The sequence below is a fragment of the Nioella ostreopsis genome, from assembly GCF_004000255.1.
Lineage (GTDB): Bacteria > Pseudomonadota > Alphaproteobacteria > Rhodobacterales > Rhodobacteraceae > Nioella > Nioella ostreopsis.
The window spans coordinates 1-14,449 of record NZ_RCIQ01000027.1; the positions used below are offsets into that span (position 1 = coordinate 1).

Here is a 14,449-nt window from a genome sequence, read left to right on the forward strand (position 1 = left end):
AGGGCATCACCACAAGGAGGCCAGATATGGCTAAAGAGCGTTTTGACATCAAGCAGCACGTCACCGACACGATCATTGCGCAGATCGAGGCGGGCACCCCGCCGTGGCGCAAGCCGTGGACGGGCGACATGAGCGGCGCGAGCTTTCCCTTGCGGCACAATGGCGATTCCTATCAAGGCATCAACATTCTGATGCTTTGGGCGACGGCGCATGTTCGCGGCTACAATTCCGCGCGCTGGATGACCTTCAAACAGGCCCTTGAGCTTGGCGGTTGCGTGAAGAAGGGCGAGAAGGCGACGAAATCTGTTTTCTATGGCTCGATTGAACGCGAGGACGAGAACGCGGCAGTGGGCGAGGACGGCAAGCGCCGCATCCGGTTTGCCAAGACCAACAATGTTTTCAATGCCGACCAGATCGAGGGCTTGCCGGAAGCCTATTACATCCGCCCGGAACCGCCCCGCGATCTTGGCACCGAGGCCGACGCCGAACTTGACGCTTTCTTTGCCCGCAGCGGGGCGGAAATCATCACCACGGAGGAACCGCGCGCCTATTTCCATCCGACGAAAGACCACATCCATATGCCTCCGATTGCGACGTTTTACAGCGCCGCCGGATACTATGGGACACTTGCCCACGAACTGACCCATTGGGCTTGCGGTGAAAAGCGCCTTGCCACTCAGAAGGCCCGTGCGAACCGGAAGGAATACGCCTTTGACGAGCTGGTCGCGGAGATCGGCGCATGTTTCCTTGCCGTTCAGCTTGGCGTCGAGCCGCAGTTTGACCAGAGCGCGGCCTATGTCGAAGGATGGCTTGAGGCCCTGAAATCCGACAAGGAAATGATTTTCAAGGCTGCTGCCGAGGCACAGAAGGCCGTGGACTACATCAACGAAAAGGCCCGCGTATCCGAGGGTGAAAAGCAGGTGGCCGCATGAGCGGCCCCCACACCCTGCCCCGCCTGTCCTGCCGCAAATGCGGCAGGATAAACCCGCCGGTCTATTTCGCGCCGGTGGCGATCGAGGGCGAGGGCTCTTGCATCTGCTACGCTTGCGCCGAGGCGCGGCAATGGCTGGACCAAGACGGCAATCTGCGCCCCGGCGTCGAGCTTTGAACCTGTCAGCCCCTGCCCCCGGCGGGGGTTTCCTTTGCCCTGGTGCTATGTTTGACGGGGCCGGGGCCACGCTTGCGCGCGGCCCCGGCCCCGCCCGGCGCTTCGCGCCGAGCCTGCTTTCGCAGGCGCAAGGTCAGAGGCAGGTGAAGGGCATGGGATCGCCAAGCTCAACCTCGGTCGAGCTGTCGCCAATCATAACCGTGACTGTCTGATGCGCGCGGAATCCGGCGATCAGAGTTTCCCATTCCACGGGGTTGGCCGTCGCTTTTCCGTAGCGCCCATGCACCATTGCCGCGCCGATCCTGTTGCCATCGGGAAAGCTGAAGCCCACCTCGGCCGACAGGTCGGGGTTGTTGCCGGCTTCGATCAGGACGGCGCTTTCCGAGGTCCCGTAAACCGTGTTCGGATCACAAACCAGCGAGACCACCATGCCCGCATTCTCCGTGCGGTAGAGATCGACCCCGCGTTCATGCTCATGTTCCCAGGCACTTGCCACAGCGGGCGATGCCGTCAGAATAATTGTGCTGCAAATCAATGCTTTATGAAACTGCATAGGCTGCCTCCTTTTGGGAGCCAGCCTAGCATTTTGAGAACAAAAAGGGAAGATTATTCAAAGGTTTCGGCGGTTTCCGACCATTTGTCTTGCCACACGTCGAAAGAGGCAACCACGCGCCCCTCGGGGTTCTTCAAGGTAATTTCCCCGCGCGTCTTCGGATCGCGCATGTAAGCCGCGCCAAACTCGCGCAGGGTCTTCGAGCTGGTCGAGTAGACCGTGCCAAGGCTTCGCCCGTCTTCCTCGGCCGACAGCGAAAACATTGGTGTCTTACTCATAGATGACATTTTCCCTACGCCCGTCCTTCCAGCGCGGAAGTATCTCGCCGGTGTTCCACTCGTAGAGCCATCCGACGATTTCGCGCGTCCTGGCATCGAGGATGCGCTTGATTGCTTTCGCTTCCAGTCTTTTTTGCCTCGGCATGGTTTTCACTCCGTTTTTTTGATCCACGGAGCGCCCCGTTCCCGCGCCTTCTTCATCATTGAAGGGAGGGTAAGCGCTCGCTTACCCCTGCCGAGCGGCGAGCGTGAGAGGATGGGGGTGAAGCAAAATCGACAGGGGTGGTGCGGCCCGCAGGCGCAGCCGAGGACACGGCCCTGTCTATTTTGCTTCAGGGGGAAGGAAGCCGAAACTCCTTCCCCCTTCTACGCAATAACGTGACGCGGCTTGCCGCGTCTTCTAATCTTTCTTCTGTCGAAGCTCTTCGATGACTTCATCAAGGCAGGTCCAGAACACTGGTTCGAACTGGCCCCGCACCATCGCGCTATCGGATTGGAGACGAAGCGGATCATGCTTTTCGCGCAGATCGTCCAGGATGTTCGCGGGGAGCCGCTTCGTTGTGTGGTAGCCTTCACGCATCGGGAGGCGATCTGCCTCGGGCTTTTCGATGTATTTGGCCTTCAGCTCGAACCTGGCCGTTGCTCGGCGTCCGGCAAGCACGATCACATCGCGGGCCGCGATCCCCTGCCCTTCCAGAGCATCGAGTTTCTTGCCCTGATCGACCTTCACAGCAGCGTCGAGGCGCGTTTCCCGTTTTTCTGCGGCGGGCTTTGGTGCCTTTGGGGCCTGCGGTTGTCGCTCTTTCTCCACGCGCGGGCGAGCGGGCTTGTCAGCTTTAGGCTTGCTGGCAGAGGGCGTGTCGGTTTCAGGATCGGGCTTCGGAGGAGTTGGCGTTTGTTTAGCCGCCGGTTCCGCCGGAGCGGAGGGTTTCGGGATTTCCGCTGCGAAGGTTCCGGTGCTTTCGCGAGTGGTTCCGAAATTGGTGGTGTATTCAGGGTTGAAGCCCTTGATGTTCGGGCGTTGCTTTCGGGCCATTATGCGATCCCTCCAATGTCCTGAAGGATCGCCAGTGCTTCGTCCAGAGCCTCTTCATAGTGCTTTGCGTGGGTGCGGAGCAGAGGGTTCGGATCGTTGCGCCGTGCCTCAGCGAGATAGTGGAGAAATCCGAGGCTGGCGGCGTCTTTATGCTGTTTGCGCTCCATGAAGTAGTTCTGGACGACGGGGAAGGATTGAACCGCTTCCAGCTCAAGTTGCTGTTCGGTTTTACTCATCCGTGCGGGAACGCTGGAAAGAACGACATGGAAGGTCGGCAGGTTTTCGGGATCTTCGGTCCTTCCCCGGAGGTCAACATACCATTTGTGGGTGTCTTGCGTGATTTCCATATCGTCGTTGGACAGCATCATGGGCACCACAAGAATGTCGCTGAAGGCCGCGAGATCGTCGGCCCAAGCACCAGCGGCCCCGAGCGTGTCAACGAAGATGAAATCCGTTGACCCTTCTTCCCAGGCAGCATCCACCCGCGCCTCGAATGCTTCGGGTGACTTCAGCTCTTCGATGGTGAAATTCGGATCTTCGATCTTCAGCTTCTCAGCCCATCGAAACAAGGCTTGTTGCGGGTCAGCATCTAGGACAAGGCATTTCTTGCCTGTGTTCATAGCTGCACTCGCCAGGGCACGGGTCAGCATCGTCTTTCCGGCGCCGCCTTTGCGTGTCATGACCGTGATGACTTTCATGTTTTCGTTCGGCATTGCTCGGCCTCATGTTCAGTGTTGCTTGTCCGGTGTTCCGGGCTGATTGTCGCTTGTCGCTTGTCGCGTTTCAACTGTCGCCTGTTACTTGTCCCTTGTTGCGTGTTGCGGGTCAAGTGTTAATTATCCAGTGTCCAGTGGCCAGTGTCCAGTGTCCAGTGCCGCTTGTTGCCTGTGGTATGTTCCGTGTTGCGTGTTGTTTGTCGCGTGGCAACTGTTCATTGTTACGTGTTACGTGTTGCGTGTTGCGTGCGGGGCGGAGCGTTAAGGAGGCGAAAGGGCCGGCGTGCTGCCTCTCTTCTTCATCGCAATCAGACCTTTCGCTGGGACTGTCTGCTTCGGTCGGGGACGGCATGGCGCACAGGAGCGCCGCAGCGGCTCGCTGAGGGTGCTTCCGAGGCTTCTGAGGGGGAGGGGTGCGGAGAGGCGCTTCTAGCGCCTCACGGGGCATTTTTAGAGGGGTGGGCCGGAGCGGCCCAGATCGAACCAGGGTTCGATCACGGCACGGGCTAGCCGTGCCTAATGCGGAATACAGCCGAACTTAACGGCTTCGACACTCGACACAATCCCCGGATTGCGTCGAAGCCTATTCGTCTGTATGAAGGTGGCAGGAAATAAGGAGTGTATGTTCAGTATGTCGTCGCGCCGCCGTCTAACCCGTGAAGAACGGCTCGTCATCGTCCGCGAGAGCGGAAAAGGCGTTTCCGCAAAGGCACTTGCGGCGCGCTTCAAGGTGACGGAACGGGCGATCTACTACACGGTTCGGACTGAAAAAGAGCGCCGCCGCGAAAGCAGCATCAGGACGCGCCAGGTCAGCGTAACCGTTACCGAAGAAGAGCTTCGCGCGTTCGATGCCGTCTTGAGCAAGAACGGGATCAACAGCAGATCGGATGGTTTGCGCCGCCTGATCCAGTGTGCGAATGGCGTTTTCATCCCCGATGAACACCTGTCTTCTGAGCTGAGCAGCTTCCGTGCAGCCCTGAATCGTGTGGGTAACAACGTCTCCCAGATCGCCAAGCGCATGAACGAGGCGAACAAGAAGGGCCTTCGACCGCCCTTCGGGCCGGGCAGTCTATCGCAGATGCGGAGCCTCGCCGGGTTCGTTCTGGACTTTGCCGATCAGGTTCATTCGCTAGCAGAGCGCCGCCGCAGTCACCTGACATTGACGGTCAATGCCGCCTTGAAGGAGCTGGCAGATGGCGAAGAATAATGCGGTTGCCGCCGTCACTGGTGAGCTTTTCCAAGATGGGTGGAGCAAGGTTCGAGGCTCTATGCAGGGCCTGGGTCAGAAGCGGCAGCAGATGGCCCGTGCCGGGGCGGGGCATCGAGCGGCCGTTTTCAAGGCAATCCGGTCAGGCGGAACACACACGCGGGGTCAGCTCGTCAATCAGCTTGAGTATCTGACCACCAAGAGTTCGCATATCGTGGACAGCCGTGGCGTTCTCGATGGGAAGCGCCAGTTGAGCGCCGACGAGATCAAGAGCGTGGCAGATCGTTTCACCGAGCGTTGGGACAAGGGTTTCAACCCGAAGATGGGGCACACGACCCATCTGCTTATGTCGTTCCCCGTTGGCACGCGCGGGGCTGATGTTCGAGACATTGCCAGCGACGTTTGCGAGCGGTTCTTCGCCACGGAAGATCGCAATTTCGACTACCTGATCGCGGTGCATGAGGATCGGGCTCATCCTCATGCCCATGTCGTCCTGAACCGGCGGTCCCAGGAGGGCGAGTTCTTCTATCTGGGGCGGGATCACCATTTCAACTACGACGACTTCCGCACGGCGATGGTCGAAGAGGCTGAAAAATATGGTGTTTGTCTCGAAGCAACGCGCCGTTTGGATCGGGGTGTGGTAACATATCAGCCGCGCACCAAGGAGGTTTACGCGGCCAAGGAAGAGGGCAGGGAGCCGGTTGGACGTGTCCGCGTCGGGCGCGATCTGGACCGCGCGCTGGCGGAGATCGCCAGCAATACGAAGGTTTACCGTTCACTGGCCGCCGAGGCGTCGGCCGAGAACCGTGAGGATATTGCAAACGCCTTGTTTCGTGCCGGTGAGATGATGGCACGGGGCGGGCATCTTGAACAGAATGGAGAAGTTTACATGGCCGAGGAACAGTCCTTTGATGATCTGAGAAGCAGCTTTGCCGCACGGATGGAGCGCGTTGAGGCGATGGTTGCCAGCACGCCCGAGGTGCAGCGACCCCAAGCGCAGGCGCGTCTCAATGAAATCTATCGGGGGGTTGCCCACATGCAGCCTCTTGGCACCCGTTCGCAAACGCTACTTGATGCGCCTTCGGCCGATGGGGTCTATTCCGAGACCAATGTGAACCGCGATGCCGTCGAGCGGCTGCGCGAGCCTGAGACGAGGGCGCAGATCGAAACGGCCTTGCGTGGCACAGGCATTTCGTCCGAGACGATCATCGCACGGATCGAAACCACAGCGAATAACGCTGCGCTGGAACGCCAATGGCTTTCCGATGATTTGAGCCGCATCGCGGAGACTGATGGGCTCAATCTCGAACGGCGCGAAGATCTTCAACAAGCGGTGGACAAGCTGGACCAGGTGCATGTCCAGCTAGGGACCGCGCTCGAACGGGCCGAGGTTCTGCGCGACGATGGGGTGTTCGAGGACGATCCGGATTATCAAGACTTCCTGCGCGATCAGGCGAACGATGAAGTCTATCGGGAACGTGTCAGCGATGAGCTGCGGACCGAGGACGCCTTAATTCGAGCTGAGAATGATGGCATTTCCGCACGAGAGGCTGAGGCCGTGGCCGAGGTCGAGAAGGGGGTTCGTGACAATTTCGATGGGCCAAACAATGACTATGCCACATTCGAGCCTTTGGTGATCGAGCGGGATCGTGCGGCGCAGGGGCGCACGAATGTCAGCACCAACGCGGAGCTGGGCATGGCGTTCACGGCTCTGGCGAAAGAGCGCGCGGCAGGAGGTATGTCGGTTGAAGATCAGCGCCGGGCCGATGCTTTGTTGCGCGACACCGCTGACAGATATGGTGAGCAGATGCGCGACGGGTTGGTGCGCGAGGATACCCGCGAGTTCCGTTCGCATGAGCATGAGGATTTTGCGGGCTACAGTGCTGAAGTAGAGCGGTTCGAGCAGGATCGCTTGCGCGAGTTCGATGATGCGATGCGCCCCTACGAAGTCGAGACCGACAACGAGGGCGGGGTTTCCCATCAGGCCCATATCGAGCAGGCCAGCCTTGATCGCATGAGCAGCCGCATCCGCGACGAGCTTATGTCAGCCGATCAATCGGAGGACTTCGATACGCGCTATGATCGTGTGCAGGCTATGTCCGAGGACGGCCGGATCGAGGCAATGGCGCGGGAGCGGATTGCAAGCGAGCAGGCCGATTATCTCCGAGACAAGCCGGAAATCGTAGCGTCCCCGGACCTGATCTATCGTGACCAGCCCTATCAGGAAACGATTGTCGATCACGACCTATACGACCGGATCGAGACGGAGGCCCGCGCCGCCGGAGCTGACGAATCCACCGATGTGAAGGCGACTGTCGCAGATGACTTCAAGGCCCGGTATCCGGACATGCCCGATCACCTTGCACGGGGTCTGGGTCAGACCTACGCCACGGCAATGAGCATTCGGGACAGTGAGCGGGTTTCCGAGGTGGCGGCGCAACGTGAACTGACCAGCGCCGGCCGCAGTCCTGAGATCGAGCGTGTCATTGCTCACGAACGTGACGACAAGATCAACCCGACCTTCGCAGACGAGGCCAGTGGCCGCGCCTATCGCGAGGAAATCGAACGCGAGCTGGATGACGAGCGGATCGAGGCATTGCGCGAAGGCGATGCAGATGCCTTGGAGAACGTCATTGATGACCGTCTGGAACGGCTCTACGCCGCGAAAGCCTATCTGCAATCGGATGAAGCGACGGCCAACAGCGAGGCCACCCGCGAGGTCATTTCCGAGATTGCCGATGAAGAATACGATGCGCAGCGCCTGAAGCATGTTCAGAGCCACAGCGAAAAGGGGCAGACGCATGGATAAGGGCAAGATCGCAGTTGGCGTAATCCTCCTGACGCTGGTTTCGGCCGCTGTCGGCTATGTGATTGCGACTGCCTACCTCACGTTTCGCGATTATGGGCTGTCGGCTGAGATTGACTTCTTCTGGCTGGCGCAGAACTACCTGGATATGCGGATCGTCCGCCCCAACGACTTCGAGAAGGTCAATCTCATCATCGGCGGCTTTGCCCTAGCCGGGATGCTTCTGAGCGCGGTTCTGTCCGGGTCTGCACTCACCCGCTTCGGGCGCACCCATTGGCAGAAGGCCGCTGAAATGGCCCGCAACGGGTTTTTCGGTAAACCCGGCACAGGGTTTATCCTGGGCAAGATGGGCAAGCCGAAGTCGCGCGGAAAGCTCGTCACGTCGAAGGTTTTTCCCCACGCATTGATCGTCGCACCGACCGGGCGGGGGAAAACCACCGGCTTCGTTATCCCGAACCTTCTTACCTTCAAAGGGTCCGCCGTGGTCCTGGACGTGAAGGGGGAGAATTTTGAGCATACGGCCCGGCATCGAGCGTCGGAGGGCGACAAGGTGTTCCGCTTTGCACCGACCGATTGGCACGACCGGCGCAGCCATCGCTACAACCCGCTGCTGAGGATCTTCGAGCTGGACGATCCTGACCGAAAGCAGATGGAGCTTCAGCTTCTCGCCTCGCTCTTCCTGCAAGCTGACAGTGATCGTGTCCAAGGGCTTCTGAAAGGCGGTATCGACCTCTTCGTTGCAGCCGGTCTTCTGGCCTTCGAGCGGAAGCGGCCCACCTTGGGCGAAATCTACCGGATCAGCGCGTCCGGCGGCAATAAGCAGAAAGAGTTCATGAAGCGTCGGGACGAGGTTCGGAACCACGCTGCGAAGCTGATTTTCGAGCGGCTTGCATCCACCAACAACGATACGCTGACCTCCTATGTGTCCCTGTTGATGACCTCGGGCCTCGATCAATGGAGCAACCCGGCGATCGACGCCGCCACCATCGAATCGGACTTCGATTTCCGGACGATCCGCAAGAAGCCGTTCACCGTCTACCTGGTCGTCGCTCCGAACATGGTGAAGCCGATGGCCCCGCTGATCCGCCTGTTCTTCTCCGACCTGATTTCATCGCTTCAGGACAAGGAGCCGGGCAAGGATGAACCCTGGCCGGTGATGATTATGCTGGACGAGTTCAACCGCCTCGGGAAGATGCCCATCGTGGTCGAGAGCATCGAGACGCTGCGCTCCTACAAGGGGCACTTGGCTATCGTCACGCAAACGATCCCTGCGCTGGACGAGATATATGGCGAGAACACCCGCAGGGCGTTGCAGGGCAACGCTGGTGTGAAGCTCTACCTCACGCCCTCCGATGAAAAGACCGTCGAAGAACTGAGCAAGGCCGTGGGCAAGACGACCAAGCGCGTGGTCACGCGATCCCGGTCGATTGGTCGGAACCCCTTCGAGGGTCGCAGCATGTCCGAACGCACCGAGGAAACGTCTCTGTTGCCCGAAGATGAGGCGCGGCGGATGCCGCTCGATGACATTGTGATGGTCGTGGATGCCCAAATGCCGATCCGGGCAAAGCGTATCCAGTATTACGACGATCCGTTTTTCAAGGCGATCCACGGCGCACAGAAGGGCGAGCTACCTTTCCCTGAGCGGACCTTGAAAGCCGTCGAGCCGGTGATTGCGGAAGAACCGGAGGACGAGGCGCAGCCGACGCCGGCGGCTGCGCCGCAGGAGGCGGCCGAGAACCTTTCCGTGAAAGAGGCCAGCGATCAGCCTCATCGAGCAAAGCTGAAAACGTCGAAGCGCAAACGGTCCAAAGCTGTCGCCCAGGCTACGCAGGCGACTCGGGACATGGACGAGCGCCAGCGCGAGTTAGACCTGTCTGTTCAGCAGAGGCTCGATCTGCCCGAGCCGGGCGACGTTTCCGATGCCGACGTGCAGGCGTTGCGTGATGCCGATGCAAAGCTGGCAGAGTTCGAGGCAAGTTTTACGGAAGGGCAGGGAGGCGAACGCGCAACCGCGGCCGAGTAGCGATGTCCTTGCCGACCAACACAAAGAAAAAGGCCCGCTTGTGCGGGCCTTTTTCAATCTCCGAGGCGGTCAGCTCGATCTTTCATGCGCTGCATCTTGGCACCCGTTCCGGTCGATGGTGGGGTGCCTCCGCCCGTCGAAGACGGCGATCCCCGCATCGAGGCCATAGCTCGCCTCCCATATTCATTGGCCCGAAGGCCAACCACTTCCGCCGTAGAAGCCGCTCCCACTTGGTAGCGGTTTCGGGCTTGTTGGCTTCCCATAGCAGCTCGGGCGAACTGATAGCTGCCGCCCATCCCTGCATTCATGGCAGGCATGACGATGTTGCCAGATAGGGAGCGCGCGATAAACGGGGTCGCCAGAATGAAACCTTTTCCCATCAGGATCATCATGAAGAAGGGCAGCAAGGCACCGATGTTTGCTGCGCTTGAGGGGTCTCCGAGACGGTCGATCAGCGCGCTCGCAACGCCGATGATGGTCGAGAATACGCCTGCGATGATGATCGGATACATGGAAAAGGAGATCAGGGTGGACAGCCACCGAGCAAAGTAATCCTTCGTAACGTCGAAAAGCGTCAGGAAGATCATGATCGGAGCAAGGCCAATCAGGATCGAGATCAGCATCCTTGACATCATCACAAGCCACGCTGCGATCGCGCCTAGAACCGAGAGAAGGAACATTCCAAGCGTGTCGATCAATGCCCCGGCCATCCAGTTCAGGTTCTCACCGATCGCGTTGAGGTATTCGCCCATGCGGTTGATGAGCTGGTCAAATTCTTCCGCATAAGTTCCAGACGGCCCCGGCGCACCGCCACCTACCGAGGCCACTAGAGACCCGGCGATGCTGTCGATCCCGTTGAGAATCCCGTCTGCAAGATAGTTGAATTGGGCCCAGTTCGTTGCAAACAGCGCTACCAATCCGATCTTCACGGCAAGCCAGAATGACGTGCGCCCGTCCACACTTCGAACCTGAAAGGCCATGTTTATGAAGATCAGGATTACGATCAGTGTAGCGGACAGGGCAATCACAGTTCCAACGGTCGCAGCTATAGCTCCGAACTGTGATTCGGCTGCTTCTTCCAGGAAGCTATCAGCCGTCTCTACGAAGAAGGTTACTACGCTCATGTGACCCTCACCAGTTACCTTGCTCTTCGCAAATTGATCTTGCTGCGGGCCTCAGCTCGTTCGCCGTTCGACTGTATTCCGAGGTGCGTTCAAGGATCTCGTGTCTGTCGAGGCCGGCGTAGTTTTCAAAGTAATATTCCGAAGCCGCATCCCAGGAGGGAAAGCGAGTTTCACAGGAACAATCGCCAGTTTCGACAACTGCATTCAAACTTTGAGCTCGATACATCTGTTGAACGAGGATGTTCTTATGCGCGTCCCGCACATGTGCATTCTCCATCCAGTCAGGGCGGGGCGGTTGTTCCGGACACACACGGGGTTCATTGTCCAGCGTGGGCACGAATTGCGCAATGGCGGGGACGGGGGCCAGAACGAGGACCGCGATGCTGATAGCTTTAATCACGCCGCATCCTCCTTTTCCCCTGAAGCATTTTCACGCGTCAAGAATACATGAATGTTCGATCCAGCACGCCCTTCCGCACTGGCGTGGACCACGGAGACTACCTTGAAGCCTGCTTGTCCCCATTCCCTGAGTTTTTCGGGCATGGACTTCATGCTCTTTGCCGACAGAGGGTCGAAAGTCAGCACTTCGTTTTCAAAGGTTTTCATTGCTCTGGTCCTCACTTTCGTTGCCCGGCAGGTAGAACTCCGTTATACCCCGGTCGCCGTTGTGCCGCCCGGCCTGGATAATCACGTCTATCGAACTTTCGATATACTGTATCATGTCGGCATAGGTCATCGGCACATCCGTCTTCAGGGCGGCGATGGCGAGGCGCTGAACCGCCAATTGCGGCGTTTCCGCGTGGAGCGTCGTCATCGAGCCGCCGTGCCCGGTGTTGATGGCCTCTAGGAAGGTCATCGCCTCGCGCCCCCGAACCTCACCCAAGACAATGCGATCAGGCCGCATCCGCAGCGTGGAGGTAAGAAGAGTGTCAGCGGATTGCGTCTCCACATCGCGGTTCGCGATCAGCGTTACGACATTCGGCTGGTTCGGCAGTAGCTCGGCCGCTTCCTCGATAGTCACGATGCGCTCATCTTCCCCGACATAGGAGAGGATCTTCCTGGCCGCGACGGTTTTCCCAGTGGACGTTCCGCCGGAAACCACCATGTTCATTTTGTTCTCGACGCAGAACTTGATCGCGGCGTAAATGTCGCCGCTCTTCACGACCTGGCGCAGCTCGCGGTTCCGTTCCTGGCGGACGCCTTCAAGGCTGCGTTCTGCACCATAGAGATACTTCAGCTCGATCTTTTCCAGCGGCAGGGTAGAGAAGAAGCGCAACGAGATCGAATGCCCTGTCTGGACGGCAGGCGGTTGGATCACCTGCGCCCGGATCGGTCGGCCGCGATACTCGATGCTTACGGAGACGATGGGCTTCTCTTTCCCGATCCTAGTATTTGCCCCGGACGCGATCTGGTTGCCCAGGTCGCGGATTTCCGTCTGGCTCATGGACGCATCGAGAAGGCGCATGAAGTGATCGCCCTGAAATTCGCCCCAGACCCGGCCATCCGGGTTGATGCAAATCTCGATCACATCATCCCGCATGGCGTCAGGCAGCTTGTCGAGCGATGCTTGGAGGTAGCTGGAAGTCATTCAGAAGATCTCCACGTCCCGATCCACCATGACGGTGATCCGCGCACCTTGATCGACGTAGATCACCGGGCCGAGTGACAGGTAATCGCTCATCACATCGTCGGTCGCGTCTTGCAGATCATCGCCAACGTCCTCAGCAATGTCAGAGGATACTTCGTCATCAATCTGGTTTGCTGCTACCGCAGGCACCGCGCCGAGGATCGAGATCAGGGCGGCAGAACCGAAGCGTTCACCGAAGCGCGTATCCACAAAGCCCGTTACGCCCGACCGGCCCAACTCATCGCCACCGAACGAGCTGATGGTGACAGTCTGGTTCGTCGGCAGAATGATCCTGTCCCATGCGACGGTCACACGTTGCTGGCCCACATTGAGGCCCGAGCGATAGCGCCCGATCAGACGAGAGCCGCGAGGGATCAGGACGCGCGACCCGTCATAGGAATGCACGTCCTCCGAGATAATCGCCCGAATTTGTCCCGGCAGAGAGCTGTCCAGCGCCGTTTCGGTGACGGCTTGGATCATCGTGCCTTGAACCACCGTGTTCGACGGGTTGGCGATGACCTCAGCCTGCGTTACCTGCGAAGGCGATGCGCCATTGAGAACGAAATCTGTCACTTCTCCGAGCGTTCTTTCCGACAGGGCGCTTTCATCGCTCCCTGCACCGGAGTTGCCAAAGGCGATCATGGGCGAGTTGATCCGGGCTTCTTGAAACGCGGCCGCCTCCGCTCGCCGGCGTTCCAGTTCCGCAAGTCGCGCGTCCTCTTCATTGCTTGGCGGTGCCATTGGATTTTCTTGATCGAGCCGCGCGATTTCGAGCTCAGATTGAAGGCGACGAAGCTCGCGATCCCGAGCCGCCAACTCTTCCTGAAATTCCGATCTTGCGGCATCCGATGCTTCCTGAAGCGCGGCTACCTGTGCCGTTAGGGCCTCCAATGCCGCAGCCGCTTCACCATCATCGTCCGGCGCATCGCGCAGCTCTGCAATTTCAGCCTGAAGAGCTTCGAGCTGAGCCCGAAGCGCAGACTCAATCTCGCTCTCTACCTCGACGACCTCCGGTTCAGGCGGGGCAGGGGGCACGAAGGGCTCGATCGCACCGAAGCCATCGCCCTCTTCCTGAAACTCGGCAGGCCGCGCGGTTGGCAGCGGGTTTTCCGGTTCATCAGACGGCAGGGCCAGGTATGCGATCAGGCCAATGGCCGCGATGGCGCCGACACCGGCCAACGCCACCTTGGGCGACGGTCGTTCCTTCTTGGGCCCGCTTTCGCCTCCGGCTTCGAGCGCGGACAGGCGCTCTTCAAGATCCTTTTCGTCGCTCATGATCCGGTTCCTCCGGCGCTATTTTCCTGTATGCAGATGACGGTATCGCCCAGGCGCAAAACCCACTGGCGGTTCACCCCTGACACGCGAAGAACGCCGTCCTCGATCTGCTGACTGTTCACCGTTCGCTCGCGGCCTGCCGAATACTGGAAGATCGCAGGGACCGGGGCGTTCGGAGCAAAGCGGAAATAGGTGAATGTCCCATCGTCCCACACGGCTGTCGGAGTGATTTCCGAGCGCCCCGACGCCGCATAGTTGTAATTCGGTGCCCTTTGCGCGACGGCGTTCGTCGGGCGCGTTCGATCCTGCGGATACCGGAATTGGACAACGTAGTAGGTCGGGGAGGACGATTCCGTGACGTTGAAATAGTAGCTGCGGCGGTTCGTATAGACCGTGATGTTCGTGTGGACACCCCGAGCCAAGGGCTTCACGGCGAAGGCACGGCCACCCGGAACGCCGTCGAGCTGAAAGCCTTCCGTGTCACCAGCAATAATCGAGCGGATGGTTTCCCCTTCACCGAACTCCACACTGGTAACATGGGTCAGGCTGACGCGAAGGCGGTAGACCTGTCCATCGGTGTAGGTTGCGATCCGAACGCGGCTGTCGTGGCTTCCGGCTCTCGGGTTGCTTTCCGCGAAGGCCGGAGCAACTGCCAGGGCAAGAGCGACGGACAGAAGGCCGGTTTTAAGCATCTTC

Annotated in this window: 16 protein-coding genes; 5 read left to right on the forward strand and 11 right to left on the reverse strand. The window is 59.3% G+C overall.

Annotated features, from left to right (window positions below; all coding sequences use genetic code 11):
- Positions 1-26: 26 nt before the first annotated feature.
- Positions 27-932 (forward strand): ArdC family protein, encoded by a 906-nt coding sequence (locus EP237_RS19810; protein ID WP_088716856.1) that lies wholly within the window; start codon positions 27-29, stop codon positions 930-932.
- The gene (locus EP237_RS19815; RefSeq protein ID WP_088716857.1) at positions 929-1,108 is read left to right on the forward strand and encodes a hypothetical protein; all 180 of its coding nucleotides are present in this window, start codon (positions 929-931) and stop codon (positions 1,106-1,108) included. Before EP237_RS19810 ends, EP237_RS19815 begins: the two co-directional genes overlap by 4 nt.
- Before the next feature lie 133 nt (positions 1,109-1,241).
- On the opposite strand, the gene EP237_RS19820 is transcribed toward EP237_RS19815, so the two are convergent.
- The 5 genes from EP237_RS19820 to EP237_RS19840 form a co-directional block, all read right to left on the reverse strand.
- On the reverse strand, positions 1,242-1,661 hold the full coding sequence (locus EP237_RS19820) for a hypothetical protein (RefSeq protein ID WP_088716858.1): 420 nt from the start codon (positions 1,659-1,661) through the stop codon (positions 1,242-1,244).
- Between the two features lie 53 nt (positions 1,662-1,714).
- On the reverse strand, positions 1,715-1,939 hold the full coding sequence (locus EP237_RS19825) for a hypothetical protein (protein ID WP_127562609.1): 225 nt from the start codon (positions 1,937-1,939) through the stop codon (positions 1,715-1,717).
- Positions 1,932-2,111: a hypothetical protein gene (locus EP237_RS19830; protein WP_127562610.1), complete on the reverse strand. Its 180-nt coding sequence runs from the start codon at positions 2,109-2,111 to the stop codon at positions 1,932-1,934. The genes EP237_RS19825 and EP237_RS19830 overlap by 8 nt, the downstream gene beginning before the upstream one ends.
- Before the next feature lie 228 nt (positions 2,112-2,339).
- The gene (locus EP237_RS19835; protein WP_127562611.1) at positions 2,340-2,975 is read right to left on the reverse strand and encodes a hypothetical protein; all 636 of its coding nucleotides are present in this window, start codon (positions 2,973-2,975) and stop codon (positions 2,340-2,342) included.
- Positions 2,975-3,673 (reverse strand): AAA family ATPase, encoded by a 699-nt coding sequence (locus tag EP237_RS19840; RefSeq protein WP_164744776.1) that lies wholly within the window; start codon positions 3,671-3,673, stop codon positions 2,975-2,977. Before EP237_RS19840 ends, EP237_RS19835 begins: the two co-directional genes overlap by 1 nt.
- A 649-nt stretch (positions 3,674-4,322) precedes the next feature.
- Between EP237_RS19840 and EP237_RS19845 the strand changes: the two genes are divergently transcribed.
- From EP237_RS19845 to EP237_RS19855, 3 genes are read left to right on the forward strand one after another with little or no spacing between them, the layout of a single operon-like run.
- Positions 4,323-4,898 carry a ribbon-helix-helix domain-containing protein gene (locus EP237_RS19845; RefSeq protein WP_088716898.1) on the forward strand — a complete coding sequence of 192 codons (576 nt, stop codon included), beginning with the start codon at positions 4,323-4,325 and terminating at the stop codon, positions 4,896-4,898.
- A complete protein-coding gene (locus tag EP237_RS23610) occupies positions 4,885-7,707 on the forward strand; it encodes a relaxase/mobilization nuclease domain-containing protein (RefSeq protein ID WP_088716862.1) in 2,823 nt (940 codons plus the stop codon). Before EP237_RS19845 ends, EP237_RS23610 begins: the two co-directional genes overlap by 14 nt.
- Positions 7,700-9,727, forward strand: coding sequence for a type IV secretory system conjugative DNA transfer family protein (locus EP237_RS19855; protein WP_088716863.1), 2,028 nt, complete (start codon positions 7,700-7,702; stop codon positions 9,725-9,727). Before EP237_RS23610 ends, EP237_RS19855 begins: the two co-directional genes overlap by 8 nt.
- Positions 9,728-9,780: 53 nt before the next feature.
- On the opposite strand, the gene EP237_RS19860 is transcribed toward EP237_RS19855, so the two are convergent.
- From EP237_RS19860 to EP237_RS19885, 6 genes are read right to left on the reverse strand one after another with little or no spacing between them, the layout of a single operon-like run.
- Positions 9,781-10,851: a TrbL/VirB6 family protein gene (locus tag EP237_RS19860; RefSeq protein WP_088716864.1), complete on the reverse strand. Its 1,071-nt coding sequence runs from the start codon at positions 10,849-10,851 to the stop codon at positions 9,781-9,783.
- Between the two features lie 7 nt (positions 10,852-10,858).
- On the reverse strand, positions 10,859-11,251 hold the full coding sequence (locus EP237_RS19865) for a hypothetical protein (protein WP_127562612.1): 393 nt from the start codon (positions 11,249-11,251) through the stop codon (positions 10,859-10,861).
- On the reverse strand, positions 11,248-11,457 hold the full coding sequence (locus tag EP237_RS19870; protein WP_127562613.1) for a hypothetical protein: 210 nt from the start codon (positions 11,455-11,457) through the stop codon (positions 11,248-11,250). The genes EP237_RS19865 and EP237_RS19870 overlap by 4 nt, the downstream gene beginning before the upstream one ends.
- On the reverse strand, positions 11,444-12,439 hold the full coding sequence (locus EP237_RS19875; protein ID WP_088716865.1) for an ATPase, T2SS/T4P/T4SS family: 996 nt from the start codon (positions 12,437-12,439) through the stop codon (positions 11,444-11,446). Before EP237_RS19875 ends, EP237_RS19870 begins: the two co-directional genes overlap by 14 nt.
- Positions 12,440-13,753 (reverse strand): TraB/TrbI/VirB10 family type IV secretion system protein, encoded by a 1,314-nt coding sequence (locus EP237_RS19880; RefSeq protein WP_088716866.1) that lies wholly within the window; start codon positions 13,751-13,753, stop codon positions 12,440-12,442.
- Entirely contained in the window at positions 13,750-14,445 is a 696-nt protein-coding gene (locus EP237_RS19885; protein ID WP_231017867.1) for a TrbG/VirB9 family P-type conjugative transfer protein, read from the reverse strand. The genes EP237_RS19880 and EP237_RS19885 overlap by 4 nt, the downstream gene beginning before the upstream one ends.
- Positions 14,446-14,449 lie beyond the last annotated feature (4 nt).